The sequence below is a fragment of the Corallococcus sp. AB038B genome, assembly GCF_003668955.1.
GTDB classification, from domain to species: domain Bacteria; phylum Myxococcota; class Myxococcia; order Myxococcales; family Myxococcaceae; genus Corallococcus; species Corallococcus exiguus.
Map to the genome: position 1 here is coordinate 787,357 of NZ_RAWO01000001.1, position 14,854 is coordinate 802,210.

Here is a 14,854-nt window from a genome sequence, read left to right on the forward strand (position 1 = left end):
ATGCGCACTCCCGTTCTGCTGACTGTCATTGCGTTGCTGGGGTCGAGCGCATGCAGTGGCCCCGACTTCGAAGCCCAGAGTGAGATTCGCAGCGTGCGCGTGCTCGGCATCAAGGCGGAGCCGCCGGAGCTGGCGTTGGATCCGAACGCCTCCACGCTGCCGCCGCCGGTGACGTTCACCGCGCTGGCGGTGACGCCGGACGCGCGTCCGGTGACGGTGACGTACGCGCTGTGCCGGCCGGACGTGAATCCCTACGGGGACGTGGCGTGTCCGGGGGACAGCGGGGTGCCGTTGCCGGGCGGGGTGTTGTCGTTGAGTGACCCGGCGGTGCAGGCGCTGCTCATCGCGGCGTTCCAGGCGGCCACGGGGAGCACGGGGGGCGGGCAGGGAGGCTCGTTCGACTTCAACGACCCGGCGGTGCAGCAGGTGTTGCAGGCGGGGCTGCCGCTGTTCGTGGGGTACGAGGCGACGGACGGCAGCGGGACGCCGGAGGGCGTGGAGCGGGGCGTGCGGCGCATCACGTTGCGTTCGACGGAGACGCCGAACCAGAACCCGGTGGTGCAGGACGTGTTGTGGAACGACGCGCCGCTGTCCGGGCCGCTGCCGCTGGACGCGGAGGTGACGTTCACGCCAGTGCTGGGAGAGGGCAGCGAGGAGTCCTATTCCACGGCGGACGGGCTGAGGACGGAGCAGGTCTTCTACAGCTGGTTCGCGACGGGCGAGGGCGAGGTGGGGTCGTTCCGTTCGCTGGAGCCGGTGGACGGCAAGCCCGGCGACCCGACGACGACCTACACGACAGCCAAGACGCCCGAGCGCATCACGGTCTGGGTCGTGGCCCGCGATGGTCGCGGAGGCACGGATTGGACGACGCGCACGGTGGGCGTGGGGCCCTGAGCGCCGGTCGGGCCATCGCAGTGGTGGTCGGGGTGCTGCTCCTGGCGGGCTGCCTGCGAGGTCAGGGAGCCCGGCCCCCTGATTGGGAGGGAGACCGGAGCATCGCGTTTCCGCCGTTCCATGCGCAGTCCGCAGTACAGGTGTGGGGCAATGAGCAGGCGTATGTGCTGGACGGCAACCTGCTCAGGGCCGTCCAGGTCGCCATGGAGGACTTCTTCCCGAAGCAGTCCAAGGACACGCCGTGCTGGGGAAGACCGGAGGCGTATCACTCCCGTGTCATCCGTCAGGGCGATGTCTTCTTCATCCTGATCCACGAGGCCCCGGACGCCTGTGGCAACGCCTTCATCGGTGTGGACACCGGCGCACGCTACGCGGTCAGCCTTGATGGTCGAATCCTGAGGCGCAGCGTGGGCGCGGAACCTGAAGTTCCACCGGCGCCTCCGGACATGGATGCAGGAGTCCTGGAAGGCGTTGCATTGGACGGTGGCGCCCCGTAGCCGGTCCCCCGCTCACGGGACGATGGTCGGCTCGCTGTCGAAGAGCGCGTCGAACAGGGTGGTCTTGGGGGGCTCCGTCCACTCGACGACGACTGGAACAGGGGTCGCTGCCACTTCGCGGGGCAACTCGTTGACGTGGAAGCGAAGTTCCAGCTCCCTGGCGACGATGCGCGCCGTCTCCTCCATGGGGCCGGGCAGGGGCGTCAGGTGCAGCTGCGCCGCACGGCGCTTGCTCCCCTCGTATTCGAACGTGATGCCGTACACGGTGACGACCGGGGCCAGGATGCTCATGCAGCCCACAACGGCCCAGGGGATGGGCGGCATGGGGTAGCCCTTCGCAGGATAGACGACGCACCGGAAACTGCATCGCGTGGGGCCCGTGCCGTCGCCTACCGAGAAGTCTGGAAACAGCGTGCGCAGATGGTCAAGAAACCCATGCCACTGGCCCAGGCCCTGAAGTGCTTCGTCAAAGCGTTTGAAGAGGCGGGAAAGCTCAGGACCGGGTTCGCTCGCGTCGGAGACCGAGGCAGGCCAGTAGTGTCTGGCGATGGCCAACAACTGCTCCGTGCTGGGAGTCATCGCGCGCGGGCTCCGGCCTCAAAGGGTGAAATCACCGAAATGCACAGGGAGGGCTCGCTCGTGACATACGGCCGGGACCTTCGAGCCCGCGATGGACGCAGGGACGGTCGTTCGCAGCGTGGCCTTCACTGACTCGCAGAGCATCCCCAAGGGAGACGCCATGGTGGAGGAACTGAAGATGGCTTGCGTGGCTTCGTTGATGCGGTCCGCCGCGATTCGCTGGGCCAGCGCCGTGGAGATGGGGCCCTCGACGTTGTGAAGGGGCGTTTCAATCCCGAACCTGCACAGGATGGACTCACCGGTGTTGTCTCGGGAAACGCGGATGTGGATGCAGGCGGCCCGCCAGCCACCGGCCTTACCCGAAGCTGCTTCGACGATGGTCACGAAGCGGATCTGCCGGGGGAGAATCCGCCCCGTGACGAAGGTCCGGTCCGTGGGCCCGACACACGCCGAGCACAGGGACAGCACGGCCGCGACTTGAAGCCACCGTCGCCGTGCTGCCTGTGCCGCCATGGTTCACCCCGTCAGCCACGCGGACGCGCGGCCCAGGCCCTCCGCCACGGAGGTGAATGCGTCCGCCGTGCGCACGCGGTCCTCTCCGAAGCGCTTCACGTACAGCTCCCGCACCGCCGGAATCTGCGACGAACCGCCCGTCAGGAAGACCGCGTCAATCTCCCTGGCCTCCGGGTGCTTCGCCAACAGCCCTTCCGTGCACTGCGACAGTTCATCCAACAACGTGCGGCTCGCCGTCTCGAACTCCGCCCGCGTCATCGGCTCGTGCAGGTGGATGCGCGCGTCCTCGAAGTCGATGGTCGCCACGTCCTCGCTCGACAGCTTCACCTTCGTCGCTTCAATCGCCCGGAACAGCCGGTAGCCCAGGTTGTCCATCACCAGGTCGTAGAGCGCTTGAATCTCCGCGGGGTGGTCGCTCGTGTCGAGCATCACCTCCAGGAGTTCCTGCGTGGACTTCTCCCGGATGAAGGACATCTCGTGCCAGTTGAGCAGCTTCGCCAGCACGTGCTGCGGAATGGGCAGCCGCTTGTGGCTGAAGCCCTTCACCTTGTACGTGGACCCCGCCCCGAACTTCGGCAGCAGCTTGTGCCGCATGATCTCCGCGTCGAAGCGGTCACCACCGATGCGCACACCCGTGGACCCCACCACGTCCGGCCTGCGGTCCAGGTTCCCTCGCCGCGACGGGCCCAGCCGCATCAACGTCAGGTCCGTCGTGCCGGCGCCGAAGTCCGCCACCAGCACCAGTTCGTCCTTCTCGAGCCGCGCCTCGTACGCGAGCGCCGCCGCGATGGGCTCAATCAGGAACTGCACGTGCGTGAAGCCCGCGATCTCCGCGGCCTTGCGCAGCCGCTTCTCCGCCAGCGCGTCCGCGTCCGCATCCGGCGTGAAGACCGCGGGGCGGCCCAGCACCACCGCGTCCGGCGCCTCGCCCAGATGCGCCCCGGCTGACTCGCGCACGCGGCGCAGCAGGATGGCCACCAGGTCCTCGATGGTGTACGTGCGCCCCTTCACCTGCGTGGCCCGGAAGGACGAGCTGTGCAGGAAGGACTTCACGGACTGGATGAACCGGCCGTTGTTGTCCTCCAGGTAGCGCTGGATGGCGTCCGCGCCGGTGAAGACCTCCCGCTCCTCCTCCGCGAAGAAGAGCACGGAGCGGAACAGCCGGGGCTCCGGGGTGTGGGGCTGCAGCGGCAACACGGTGCCGTCCGGCAGGGCCAGGGCGGTGTTGCTGGTTCCGAAGTCGAGTCCGCAGGCGCGCATGGGGGGGCGCCCCTTATCGCCATTCTTCCGGACGCGGTAGCCCCAAAGTGAGCCCCCGCCGTGGGGCGTGCGGCCGAGCAGGCGCTCTCCGTGGGATGGCTTGGCGCTCCACGGGCCACCGCCATCTTTGCCCTGTCATCCCTTTGACAGGAGAACCCCATGAAATCGCGCGCAGCATGGCTGGGTGCCGGAGTCGTCGCACTCGCAGTGGGCACCACCGCCTGCCAGGACGGAGACCGCTCCCGCCAGGACACCGCGGAGAGGAACACCCCCGGACAGCAGGTGGAGCAGGCCCAGCTCCAGTCGGAGAAGGCCTTCGACGACGCACGTGACGCGCAGAAGGAGGCCTCCAGCCAGCAGCGCGAGGCCGCCCGTGCCCAGGAGGACGTGCAGCACAAGCAGCAGGAGCTCCAGGAGGCCCAGGCCAAGGCCCAGAAGGAATCCCAGGAGGCCCAGGCCAGCCAGCAGCAGGCGCAGGCCCGCACCCAGCAGGCCCAGTCCGTGGCCCAGCAGGCCCAGGCCAGCGCCCTGGAGGCCCAGCGCCGGACGCAGCAGAACTTCGCCACCCAGCAGCAGCAGGCCTCCAACGAGAACGCCACCGCGAACCAGCGCGTCGCGACCCAGGACGCCGCCCAGCAGCAACAGGCCGCGAACCAGAACGCCGCCACGCAGCAGGCCGCCATCGCCCAGAACTCGCGGGCGGCACCCGCCCCGGGACAGCAGATCTCCGGCGACGTGCTCAGCGCGAGCGCACAGGAGGTGCTGGTGAGCCAGCGCGGAGAGCCGCAGCTGCGCCTGAAGGTGGGCCCCACCACGCAGGTGAAGGTGGATGGCCGGGCCGCGAGCGCCGCGGACATCCAGGAGGGCGCGCAGATCCGCGCCTCCTACACCACGGACGCGAGCAGCGGCGAGCCGGAGGCCCTGAGCATCGACGCCACGTCCCGCGCGCAGCCGGTCGCGCCCGCACCGGCGGAGAGCGGCGAGTCCTCGCCCGGCGTGCCCCGGTCACCGTGACTCCAGACATGCCACGGCCCCGTGCCTTCGCGCTTCCCAACGCGAGGGGACGGGGCCGTGCCGTGTCGTGTCGCAGACTTGTTGCTACCCGCGCGTTACGCGGCCAGCTCGGCCTGGTCCAGGCCGGCCTCGGCCATCAGGTTCGCCAGCTCCGCCTTCAGCTTGTCCTTGGCGCGGATCTCCAGCTGGCGGGCGCGCTCGCGGGAGAAGCCGAAGTGCTCGCCCAGCTCGCTCAGGGTCATCTCCGAGTCGCTCATCACGCGCTGCTCGATGATGAAGCGCTCGCGCGGATCCAGGCGCGTCAGTGCGCGCTGCACCAGGTTGCGGGTGAGGCCCGCCTGCTGCCGGTCGGCGACCTCGTCCGCGTGGGAGGCGGCATCGGACTCCACGAAGTCCAGGTGCGTGGCGTCGCCGTCCTCGCCCACCGGCGCGTCCAGGGACAGGTCCCGGCCGCCCATGCGCTGCTCCATCTCACGCACTTCCGTGGGCTTCACGTTCAGCTTCTTGGCGATTTCGTCCGCGTTGACGATGTGGCCGTCGCCGGCGCCCAGCTTCTCCAGCTCGCGGCGCGTGCGGGCCAGGCTGAAGAACAGCCGGCGCTGCGCCTGCGTGGTGCCCAGCTTCACCAGGCTCCAGTTGCGGAGCACGTAGTTCTGGATGTACGCGCGGATCCACCACACCGCGTAGGAGATGAGGCGGATGCCCTTCTCAGGGTCGAACTTCTGCACCGCCTTCATCAGGCCGATGTTCGCCTCCTGGATGAGGTCGGACATCTTCAGGCCGTAGGAGCGGTACTCGTACGCAACCTTCACCACGAAGCGCAGGTTGCTCGTCACCAGGCGGTGGCCCGCGGACAGGTCGCCCGCGCGGAAGGCGCGCGACAGCGACTGCTCATCCTGCGGGTTCAGCAGCGGGTACTGGTTGATCTCCGAGAGGTACGTGGAGAGCGAGTCGGCGGAAGAGAAGGAGCTGGAAGCCTGCATGGGGGGTCTCTCTCGGGGAAGAGGGCGGTGTGTGCGACCGCCGTTTGCTGCGACGGGGAGACCTTTAGCAACGCACGGGCCAATGCCAGCCGACGGGCAACCTCAATGATTCCAGGCCGTTGCGCGATTTGGCTTCGATGCTTAGGGCGGAACCCGGCACTTTTTACAGCGAGGGGTTCCGACACTTCTTCCGGGTGCCCCGAAGGGAGGGTTGCCTGCCCTCCGACCCGGGCACAGGGCGGATCACATCCAGCAGGGATGTGGGCACGCCCCGGCCCCCACACCAGGGGACCGGGGCGCCGGGTGTCCGGAAGGTGGCGGCCCGCTCAGGGGGCCACGGGCGTGAGCTCGTAGCCCACGTTCACCTGAACCGCCGCGGGCAGGCAGGCGGGGGTGTCACCGGGGTGGGTGACCTTCCAGCAGAGCTGGTTGCCGGGCGTGCCTGAGACATCCACGGTGACGCTGTCCGCCCCGCGCATGAGCGGCAGCGGGTGCCAGGTGGGCGTGGGGTTGGAGGTGCAGACGCCGTCGCCGCACACCTGGCAGTCGGTGGCCAGCGCATAGGAGGGCGCGGGCTGGCTGGTGGCGCAGCCTGTCGGCACGGTGTCCGTCTTCGTGAAGCGCACGCGGGACACGGCGCAGCTTGCGTCCAGAGGGTTCAACACCTTCGAGCGCGCGGCCATGGGAGCCTGACCCTGGAACAGGAAGACGGCGTCGTTGAAGTCGCGGTCGCCGCCGCCATTGAGGTCCTCAAAGCCCAGCATCCACTGGCCCGGCACGGTCGTGGGCGCCGTCATCAGCACGTGCGGCATGAGGAGGTTGCCCGACGCGGGGACGGTGGCGCCTTCCTTGGGAAGGACGAGACGCCCGTAATACGGATCCGCCATGCGCTGCAGCACGAACGAATCCATCCAGCCACACAGCTTCTGGCTGGTCGCCACCACGGCGCAGGCCTTCGAGGAGGACTGGGCGTGGTCCGGGTCACACTGGTCGGAGAAGGCGCAGCCGATGTTCCGCTGCAGCGTCGGCATCCGGCCCACGGGGTCCTGATCCAGGTTCCACTTCGCCTTGGAGAAGAAGACGGACAGGGGCGTCTTCAGGTGCAGCGTGCACTTGAGGTTGGCGTCCCTGCGCAGGCACGGGAAGACGGTGCCGTCGTCCAGGTAGTGGGCCGCGTCGAAGGCGGTGACGAGGAAGAAGACCATCTCCTTGCCTCCCTGGATGAGCCCCAGGTCCACCGTGCGGTCCTTGCGGGTGATGCCCGGATCCGGGTTGACGGACCGCACCAGGCCCCGCGTGTCGTACCGGGACACGTCGTAGTCCGGGATGCCGTCCTCGAAATCATCGGCGTCCGGCACCAGACCCATCGCGCGATAGGTGGTCAGGTTGCTGTCGTCCTCGGTGCTCAGGAAGACCAGCGAGCCCATTCCCATGAAGTTGTTGGTGGGGTGGGCGGGCTCCAGCAGGTTGGGGATGTGCGGGAAGAGGCCGTTGTCGGAGAAGCCGGTGCCCGCGTTCGCGGAGGGAACGGGGGGGACGGTCCCCACGATGTCGGCGGTGATGTTGTAGGCGGAGGAGGTGCGGCCGGGACGGGCATCCGTCAGGTCCTGGCTGGTGAAGAAGGCCGAAGCGCAGACCGAGTTGAGCGCCAGCTCCGGCTGACGGAAGAGGAAGCCACCGGACGTGAAGGTCCGGCTACAGCGGGGGCTCACGCCGATGTACGGGCGGGCCTGGACGCCGGAGGGCGGGGCCAGGTTGTAGAGGTCCTCGTGCAGGTCCGCGATGCCATTGTCGTTGGCATCCACCAGGTCGCCCTGGGCGTTGACGTAGCCGCGAGCGACGAGGTCGTCGTAGTACACGTAGCCGAACGCGTGCGTGGCCTCCGATTCCTTGGCGATGAAGGTGACGCTCAGCTCCTGGTCCGTCGCGAACACGATGCGCTCCGAGGACGTGGGGGCCTCGGGCGCGGTCAACCACAGCTCCTGCGGGAGCATGGCGGTTGCGTTCTCCAGGCGCTCGAAGCCCGAGTCCACGAACGGCGGCTGCCGGTTCACCGCCAGGTCCTGGGCGACGCTGAATCCGAACGACGAAGAGATGGACTGGCCATAGCTGCTGGTGACCGTGACGGCCACCGGCGTGGTGTCCTCCGCCAGGCACTGCGGCGCGGTCCAGGTCTGGAGGCTCGAGGTCCCGGTGTCCACCTGCGTCCCCAGGGTGCCCGTGCTGGCGTCCCAGGAGAACGTCAGCGGATGGCCCTGGGGATCCATGGCCAGGATGCCCACCTCCGCGGTGCCGCCGGGAGGCAGGACCGCCGAGGACTGCGAGAAGCCGTTGAGCCGCGGCAGCACAGGGCCGGGCTGGGTTCCCCCGGGGGGCATCGCGTGGGCCGTGCGCGGTGAGGCAATGACAAGCAGGAACCCCCCGGCCACGAAGGCCAGGAGGCGAAGAAGATGAGGCTGCAAGGACAGACTCCTCGGGGTGAAGACGGCCCCGAGGGTCTATCAGATGGAGCTGACCGGCCTCTCCATCGGTGGCCAATCCCTGGCTGTCAGGGATTGACCGGTCCGGACTCGTAGCCGATGTCCACGTTGTTGATGGTGGCCTGGCACGGACCGTTCCCAGCGGTCAGGTCCGCCTTCCAGCAGAGCTGATGGCCGCGAGTGCCGGACACGTCGAGGAAGGCATCCCGGTTCCAATCGAACGTCACCGGATGCCAGGTGGGCGTGGGATTGGGGATGCACGTGCCGGCGCTGCACACGCGGCAGTCGGTGGCCACCGCGTAGTTGATGGCGACCGGAGAGGCGCAGGTGGGGTCCTGGGCGTCGTCCTTGTGGATGTACACCTGCTGGATGGCGCAGCTGGGGGCCGCGGGGCTCAGCACGGTGGAGCGCACGCGGCCGGACGTGGGCGCCCAGTTGCGCAGCATGAAGACGACGTCGTTGAAGTCCCGGTCGCCTCCACCCGGGAGGTCCTCGAAGGCCAGGAGCCACCGGTCGGACGCGGGGCCCACGCTGCCCAGCACGGCGTGGGGCATGACGAGATTGCCCGGCGCGGCGACGGTGGTGGCGGCCATGGGCAGGCTCGTGTTGCCGTAGGGCATCATCGCCAGGCGCTCCCGGGTCCAGTCATCCAACCACCCGCACAGCTTCTGGGAGGTGCCGGCCAGGGTGCAGGCGTATGGGGACGAAGCCGGGTTCGCCGCGTTGCATGCGTCGCGGTAATCACAACCCATGTTCCGGGACACGACGGGGTTCTGGCCCATGAAGTCCTGATCCAGGTTCCACTTCGCCTTGGAGAAGAACACGTTGAGGGGCGTCTTCAGGTGCAGCGTGCACTTGAGGTCGGCATCCCTGCGCAGGCAGGGGTAGACCATGCCCGCGTCCGTGTTGTGGATCGGCTCGAAGGCGGAGACGAGGAAGAAAACCACTTCCTGGCCGCCCGGAATGACGCCCAGGTCCACCGTGCGGTCGTAGGTCGTGATGCCGGGATCCGGGTTGAGGGTCCGCCGAAGACCATGGCCGTCATAGGCGGAGACGTCGTAGTCCGGGACGCCGTCGTTCACATCCGTCGCGTCAGCGACGGCGCCCAGCCCCTGGTAGGTGGCAACGTCGGAGTCGTCGTCCGTCAGCAGGAAAGCCAGGTGGCCGATGCCCATGTGGTTGTTGGACGCGTGCGCGGGCTCCAACAGGTTGGGGATGCGCGTGAAGAGTCCGTTGTCCGAATAGCCGGTGCCGGCCGCTCCCGGCGGGGTGCTCCCGACGACGTCGACGGTGATGTTGTAGGCGGAGGAAGTGCGGCCGGGACGGGCATCCGTCATGTCCCGGTTGGTGAGGAAGGCCGAAGCGCAGGCCGGGTTGAGCGCCAGGTCCGGCTGGCGGTAGGTGAAGCCACGGGAGATGAAGGTCTGGGAACAGCGGGGGCTCACGCCAATGTACGGGCGGGCCTGGGCACCAGAGGGCGGGGCCAGGTTGTAGAGGTCCTCGTGCAGGTCCGTGATGCCGTTGCCATTGGCATCCACCAGGTCGCCCTGGGCGTTGACGTAGCCGCGGGCCCGCAGGTCGCTCATGTACAGGTAGCCCAGCGCGTGGCTCGCGCCGGCGCTCTCGTACACGAAGCTGATGGTGACGTTCTGGTCCGACGGGAACACGATGGAGTCCACCGACGTGGGCGTCCAGAACGGGTTCACCGACCGCAGCGTCTTCTGCGGGGTGAGCGTCATCTGCTGGAGCTGGTCGAACCCAGCGGCGGTGAACGCGGGCTGCACGTCCTCGTACAGGTCCCCGGGGCCGCAGGTCTCGGCCGCCTGGGCCGGACGCAGCGAGGGAATGACAAACAAGGCGCTCCCGGCCACGAGGGCCAGGAGACGGGAGGGATTCGGGTGCAAGGACAGACTCCTCGGGATGAAGATGGCTCCCAGGGTCTATCAGAATTGGCCAGGAAGACGGCTCTATCCGAGTGTGTCAGGCTTCACCCATGAAGACGACCCGTCTGCCCTTGCTCCCCCTCGTTCGTCAGGTCAACGCCTTGCGCAGCCTCTTGGGGATGGCCTCCGCGTGCCAGCGCTGCACCTCGCGGGCGATTTCGGCGGAGCGCTCCGCGCGCTCGTCGCGGGCCTGGGGCAGCAGCTTTCGCGCGGCCTTGCGCTGGCCGGGCGGGGCCTCCGCGGCGGCGCGCTCGAAGAGCTCCAGGCGCACGTCCGCGTCGTGCAGCTCGCCCAGGCCGTCCTGGAGCGGCACCAGGACCTCCAGCAGCGCGCCCACGGTGCGGCGGAAGGCGGGCTGGAAGATCTCCAGCTCGTAGCGCAGCTTCTTCAAATCCTTGCGCAGGGCGTGCGCGGAGGCCGCGTCCGGCGCGTCCGCGTAGCGCTCCAGGCGCTTCTCCACCCGGCGCAGCCGCAGGCGCAGGTGGCTTCGCACGCGCTTGCCGGCGAAGCGGTGGGCGTCCTCCAGCGTGTCCACCTTCTTCAGGAGGCGCGGCACGGTGCTGTCCGTCCATCGCTCCAGCTCCGCGCGCAGCTTCTTCTCCCGGGACTTCAGTCCGGACAGGTGGGACTCGCGCAGGCCGGCCAGCGCCTTGCTCGCGTCCTTCTTGCCCTTGGCGGCGGTGTCCAACCACTTGTCCTGGACGTGCAGGTCCCTCACGTCGCCCAGCGCGTCCTGGAGGCGCTTCACGTCCGCCTCCAGCCGGGTGAGCTTGCCGGTGGCCTGGAACACCTGGAGCGCGGCGCGCAGGCGGCGGGTGGCCACGCGCATGTCGTGCACGCCGTCCTCGCCCAGCTCGTCGTCCAGCTGGGATTCGGGGTGGCGCACGTCGGCGAGCCGGCCGGCGAGGATGCGGCGGGCGGCGTCGCCCAGCGCGGTGTCGGGGCCCAGGCCCCGGATGGGAGTGGGAGGTGGCATGGCGGGTCAGTCCTCCTTGAGGGCGTATTGTTGAACCATGCGCTCCGCGGCGTCCGGGCCCTCCCAACCGAGGATGCGCGCGTCCTTGTCCGCGAAGTGCACCACCGCGAGGAAGAAGTGCTCCAGTTCCTCGCGCTCGCGCTTGGACAGGTCTTGATAGGAATTGAGGTCGTCCGAGCGGGTGGCATTCACCGGGACGAGCAGCAGGCGGTCATTGCGCTCGCGCTCGCCGTTCGTCGCGCCCTTCGGCTTCTGGTCCACCAGGAGCACGCCCAGGGGCCGGCAGGGCAGCACCACGCCGGGCCAGGTGGGCACGTCCCAGTACACCAGCGCGTCCAGCGGGTCTCCGTCCGGGCCCTTCGTGCTGGGGATGAAGCCCCAGTCGAACGGATAACGGAAGCCGCGCGTCAGCGGCCGGGACAGGGTGAAGGCCTGGAGCTTCGAGTCGTATTTCAGCTTCACCGTCGAACCGCGGGGCGACTCGACGACGACGTGCAACGCATCCTGATCGCCGCGCAGGGGCAGGCGGGTGAAGTCAGTGGCCATGGACCTTCAGGCTGGGGTCGCCGTTCCGTCCCCGGCAAGTGCCCCTGTGCCAGAGGGTTTCACTCGCCAACCTTGGGGGGCGCCGAGCGCCTACCCGCCCCCGGAGTACAGCCACATTCCGAGAGACAGCAACAGACCGATGCCGGTGAGCGCGAGCCCGGCGAAGGCCTTCTTCCGGTGGATGCGGGGCGAGTCGGGATGCCGGTTGCGCACCAGGCTCACGGTGTTGAGCACCAGCGATACGACCGGGGCCACGTAGCACATGGGAATCACCGAGATGACGCCCACGAACAGGCCCGAGTTCGCCAGCGTGACGCCGGGGTCCTTCGCCTGCGCGGTGATGGTGCGGCCCCGCAGCTCCCAGCAGCCCGGGCACATCGGCGGCGACTCCCTGCGGACGCGGCGCTCACAGCGCGGGCACATGAACACGCCGCAACGGGTGCACACCTGGTTCGCGACGATGTCGTCGTGCCGCGCGCAGACGGCGCGATCCGGAGCGTCGTTCGCGTCCAGTCTCTCCCCGTCATCCAGTACCGGGGAAGGCAGCCCGGCCAGGAAGTGGTCTGTGATGGCATACGCCGCGGGACCGTTGGGGATGGCGAGCGAGATGTTGTCCGGGTCGATGCGCCGCACCTGGGGACCCCGGGCGCGCAGGAAGAAGACCCATGCGAGCACGGGGAGGGCCACGCTCGACGCCAGCGCGACCAGTCCCTGCCACTCGGGCGCGTCGGATGCCAGCAGGGAGAACGCCAGGATGAGCAGCGCGATGCCGGCCACCACCGACACGCCCATGATGATCTGCCCGCGCTTCCACCGGCTCCAGGCCTCTTCCGTGAAGGGCAGGGTTCCCTTCACCCGCTTCGTCATCGCGGCCGCGACGATGATGGCGATGAGCAGGTTGAGGAGGGCGAGGAACCCAATCCAGCGCGGATACCAGGAGAAATGCACCGTCTTGAAGACCACGCCCTCCCGCTCACCCGTCACGATGCAGATGGGGGGCAGGTCGAACTCGTTCATCGCGCCGGAAGGGATGTCGATGTGATGCATCGCGGGGACTTGTAGTCCATCGCGTGCAACGCATTCCAGTCACCGCCCGGCGCTAATGCAGGGGCCGGCCCAGGGGCGGCTCCGGCTGACGGCGCGCCACCAGCTTCCGTGTGGCGCGCGCCGCGGCCAGTCCTCCCAACGTGTACCAGGCCACGGTGAGCAGCGACGTGGACGGGCGGGCCTGGGACGGCTTGCGGCCCAATCCCAGCTTCGGCGGCAGCACCACCGCACCCAGGCCGGCGAGCAGGCCCAGCGCGGCGCCGCGCAGATAGGGCCGCTTGGGGCGTCCCAGGGCCACGAGCGAGAAGAAGAGGCCGTTGGACAGGATGTCACCCGCCAATGTCTGGCGATGCAGCTGGCGCCCCTTCGCGGGCACTCCGCCGAAGAAGCGGACGCCCTTCTCCAGGGAGCGCATGCCCAGCACGTCCATGCGCGGCGGGTGCTTCAACACGCGCCGGGCGCTCTCGTGCACCAGCGTGAGCGCGGCGGCGCCGACGAGGCCAGGACCCAGGGCTCGGAACACGATGCGGGGCGGAGCGGCAGGTTCGATCATGCCTTCCAAGCTAGGCACCGCGCGCACGGGATTCCTGTCCACAGGCGCCTGCCCGCCTGCCCGGCATCCCGTTGTGCCCGCGCGTCAGGAACTGCAGCTCACCACCAGGTGCCGTCCCCACGTCGGAGGCGAGGCCGCGTAGGCCTCATGGCCGGGGTGTTCGTCGAAGGGCGCGGACACCAGCGCGAGCACGCGGTCCACCTCCGCGAAGTCGCCTTCCTGTGCCCGGGCGATGGCCTGCTGTGCCACCCAGTTGCGCAGGACGTACTTCGGGTTGACGCGGTCCAGGCGCGCGTGGCGTTCGCCGTCCACGCTCCCTTCCGACTCCAGCCGCGCCCGGTAGCGCTCGGCCCACCCGTCGAAGCCCTCCGGCGGCAGGAAGTGGTCGCGAAGCGCGTCGTTGCGAGCACCCGTGCTGGAGTCGAACCGGTTCAGCGCGCGGAAGAAGCGCGTGTAGTCCACGTGCGAGCCGGCCATCAGCGTGAACAGGTCCTCCAGGAGCGAGCGGTCCTCGTCGCGGGCCTCCATCAGGCCCAGCTTCTCGCGCATGCGCGTCAGGAAGTGCCGCGCGAACGTGGGCTGGAAGAGGCTCAGCGTGGCGCGCGCTTCGTCCTCGGTGATGAGCGTGAGCAGCGCCTCGCCCAGGCAGGCCAGGTTCCACAGTGCGACGCGGGGCTGCTGGTCGAACGCGTAGCGGCCCTGGTGGTCGGAGTGGTTGCAGACGAAGCCGGGGTCGAAGTCGTCCAGGAACCCATAGGGGCCGTAGTCCAGCGTGAGCCCCAGGATGGACATGTTGTCGGTGTTCATCACGCCGTGCGCGAAGCCCACCGCCTGCCAGCGCGCCACCAGCTCCGCGGTGCGCTCCACCACCTCCGCGAAGAAGCGTGCGTGGCGGCCCTCCTGGCCCGCGAGGTGCGGGAAGTGCGCGGCGATGACGTGGTCCGCGAGCGTGGCCACGTGGCCGGGCTGCTCGGTGTGGTGGAAGAACTCGAAGGTGCCGAAGCGCACGTGTGATGGGGCCAGGCGCACCAGCATGGCGCCGGTCTCCACCTCCTCGCGGTACACCGGCGTGCGGCTGCCCAGGATGCACAGGGCCCGCGTGGTGGGGATGCCCAGCGCGTGCAGGGCCTCTCCGGCCAGGTACTCGCGCACGGTGGAGCGCAGCACCGCGCGTCCGTCACCGCCGCGCGAGAAGGGCGTGGGCCCGCCGCCCTTCAGCTGCAGGTCCCATCTGTCGCCGTCCGGGCCGCGCACCTCGCCCAGGAGCAGCGCGCGGCCGTCTCCCAGGCGCGGCACGTACACGCCGAACTGGTGCCCCGCGTACACCATGGCCAGGGGCTCCATGCCGGGCAGCGGCGTGGCCCCGCCGAACACGCGCGCGAACTCCGGGCGCGCGGCTTCCTCCGCGTCCAATCCCAACAGCCGCAGGGCCGCCGGGTTCACGCTCACCACGTACGCGTCCGGGAAGGGCGCGGGGGCCACCCGGGCGGCGAACCCGGGGGGCAGGCGGGCGTAGCTGTTGTCGAAGACGAGCTGTTCGAGCGAGGCCATGGATGGAAACAACAGACG

14 protein-coding genes are annotated in these 14,854 nt (G+C 69.2%); 3 read left to right on the plus strand and 11 right to left on the minus strand.

Features of this window, described 5'->3' with window-relative positions; genetic code table 11:
- Complete coding sequence (locus tag D7Y04_RS03355; protein ID WP_121758280.1) at positions 1-894, plus strand: hypothetical protein; 894 nt, start codon at positions 1-3, stop codon at positions 892-894.
- Positions 861-1,391, plus strand: a complete 531-nt coding sequence (locus tag D7Y04_RS03360; RefSeq protein WP_121758281.1) for a hypothetical protein — start codon at positions 861-863, stop codon at positions 1,389-1,391. The genes D7Y04_RS03355 and D7Y04_RS03360 overlap by 34 nt, the downstream gene beginning before the upstream one ends.
- 12 nt (positions 1,392-1,403) lie before the next feature.
- Here the strand turns inward: D7Y04_RS03360 and D7Y04_RS03365 are convergent, their stop codons facing one another.
- The 3 genes from D7Y04_RS03365 to D7Y04_RS03375 are packed head-to-tail and all read right to left on the minus strand — an operon-like array spanning position 1,404 to position 3,743.
- A complete protein-coding gene (locus D7Y04_RS03365; protein WP_121758282.1) occupies positions 1,404-1,970 on the minus strand; it encodes a hypothetical protein in 567 nt (188 codons plus the stop codon).
- Between the two features lie 18 nt (positions 1,971-1,988).
- Positions 1,989-2,483, minus strand: coding sequence for a hypothetical protein (locus tag D7Y04_RS03370; protein ID WP_233601258.1), 495 nt, complete (start codon positions 2,481-2,483; stop codon positions 1,989-1,991).
- Positions 2,484-2,486: 3 nt separating this feature from the next.
- Positions 2,487-3,743 (minus strand): Hsp70 family protein, encoded by a 1,257-nt coding sequence (locus tag D7Y04_RS03375; RefSeq protein ID WP_120578170.1) that lies wholly within the window; start codon positions 3,741-3,743, stop codon positions 2,487-2,489.
- Positions 3,744-3,902: 159 nt separating this feature from the next.
- On the opposite strand from D7Y04_RS03375, the gene D7Y04_RS03380 reads away from it, so the two are divergent.
- Positions 3,903-4,757: a hypothetical protein gene (locus D7Y04_RS03380; RefSeq protein WP_121758284.1), complete on the plus strand. Its 855-nt coding sequence runs from the start codon at positions 3,903-3,905 to the stop codon at positions 4,755-4,757.
- Positions 4,758-4,852: 95 nt separating this feature from the next.
- Here D7Y04_RS03380 and D7Y04_RS03385 read toward each other — a convergent pair whose 3' ends face one another.
- The 8 genes from D7Y04_RS03385 to D7Y04_RS03420 form a co-directional block, all read right to left on the minus strand.
- On the minus strand, positions 4,853-5,740 hold the full coding sequence (locus tag D7Y04_RS03385; protein ID WP_120578168.1) for an RNA polymerase factor sigma-32: 888 nt from the start codon (positions 5,738-5,740) through the stop codon (positions 4,853-4,855).
- Positions 5,741-6,066: 326 nt separating this feature from the next.
- Entirely contained in the window at positions 6,067-8,202 is a 2,136-nt protein-coding gene (locus tag D7Y04_RS03390; protein ID WP_121758285.1) for a DUF4114 domain-containing protein, read from the minus strand.
- An 86-nt stretch (positions 8,203-8,288) separates the two neighbouring features.
- On the minus strand, positions 8,289-10,124 hold the full coding sequence (locus tag D7Y04_RS03395; protein ID WP_121758286.1) for a DUF4114 domain-containing protein: 1,836 nt from the start codon (positions 10,122-10,124) through the stop codon (positions 8,289-8,291).
- Between the two features lie 127 nt (positions 10,125-10,251).
- A complete protein-coding gene (locus D7Y04_RS03400) occupies positions 10,252-11,139 on the minus strand; it encodes a CHAD domain-containing protein (RefSeq protein WP_121758287.1) in 888 nt (295 codons plus the stop codon).
- A gap of 6 nt (positions 11,140-11,145) precedes the next feature.
- Positions 11,146-11,685 carry an inorganic diphosphatase gene (locus D7Y04_RS03405; protein ID WP_121758288.1) on the minus strand — a complete coding sequence of 180 codons (540 nt, stop codon included), beginning with the start codon at positions 11,683-11,685 and terminating at the stop codon, positions 11,146-11,148.
- Between the two features lie 90 nt (positions 11,686-11,775).
- The gene (locus D7Y04_RS03410) at positions 11,776-12,732 is read right to left on the minus strand and encodes a hypothetical protein (RefSeq protein WP_121758289.1); all 957 of its coding nucleotides are present in this window, start codon (positions 12,730-12,732) and stop codon (positions 11,776-11,778) included.
- Positions 12,733-12,784: 52 nt separating this feature from the next.
- Positions 12,785-13,285 (minus strand): hypothetical protein, encoded by a 501-nt coding sequence (locus D7Y04_RS03415; RefSeq protein WP_171808251.1) that lies wholly within the window; start codon positions 13,283-13,285, stop codon positions 12,785-12,787.
- 84 nt (positions 13,286-13,369) lie between these two features.
- On the minus strand, positions 13,370-14,836 hold the full coding sequence (locus D7Y04_RS03420; protein WP_121758291.1) for a YdiU family protein: 1,467 nt from the start codon (positions 14,834-14,836) through the stop codon (positions 13,370-13,372).
- Positions 14,837-14,854 lie beyond the last annotated feature (18 nt).

Excerpts from the sequence above, each read along its gene's own strand:
- D7Y04_RS03355 (WP_121758280.1), top strand. The coding sequence starts at position 1 with ATGCGCACTCCCGTTCTGCTGACTGTCATTGCGTTGCTGGGGTCGAGC.
- D7Y04_RS03365 (WP_121758282.1), bottom strand. The coding sequence starts at position 1,970 with ATGACTCCCAGCACGGAGCAGTTGTTGGCCATCGCCAGACACTACTGG.
- D7Y04_RS03370 (WP_233601258.1), bottom strand. The coding sequence starts at position 2,483 with ATGGCGGCACAGGCAGCACGGCGACGGTGGCTTCAAGTCGCGGCCGTG.
- D7Y04_RS03375 (WP_120578170.1), bottom strand. The coding sequence starts at position 3,743 with ATGCGCGCCTGCGGACTCGACTTCGGAACCAGCAACACCGCCCTGGCC.
- D7Y04_RS03380 (WP_121758284.1), top strand. The coding sequence starts at position 3,903 with ATGAAATCGCGCGCAGCATGGCTGGGTGCCGGAGTCGTCGCACTCGCA.
- D7Y04_RS03385 (WP_120578168.1), bottom strand. The coding sequence starts at position 5,740 with ATGCAGGCTTCCAGCTCCTTCTCTTCCGCCGACTCGCTCTCCACGTAC.
- D7Y04_RS03400 (WP_121758287.1), bottom strand. The coding sequence starts at position 11,139 with ATGCCACCTCCCACTCCCATCCGGGGCCTGGGCCCCGACACCGCGCTG.
- D7Y04_RS03405 (WP_121758288.1), bottom strand. The coding sequence starts at position 11,685 with ATGGCCACTGACTTCACCCGCCTGCCCCTGCGCGGCGATCAGGATGCG.
- D7Y04_RS03410 (WP_121758289.1), bottom strand. The coding sequence starts at position 12,732 with ATGCATCACATCGACATCCCTTCCGGCGCGATGAACGAGTTCGACCTG.
- D7Y04_RS03415 (WP_171808251.1), bottom strand. The coding sequence starts at position 13,285 with ATGATCGAACCTGCCGCTCCGCCCCGCATCGTGTTCCGAGCCCTGGGT.
- D7Y04_RS03420 (WP_121758291.1), bottom strand. The coding sequence starts at position 14,836 with ATGGCCTCGCTCGAACAGCTCGTCTTCGACAACAGCTACGCCCGCCTG.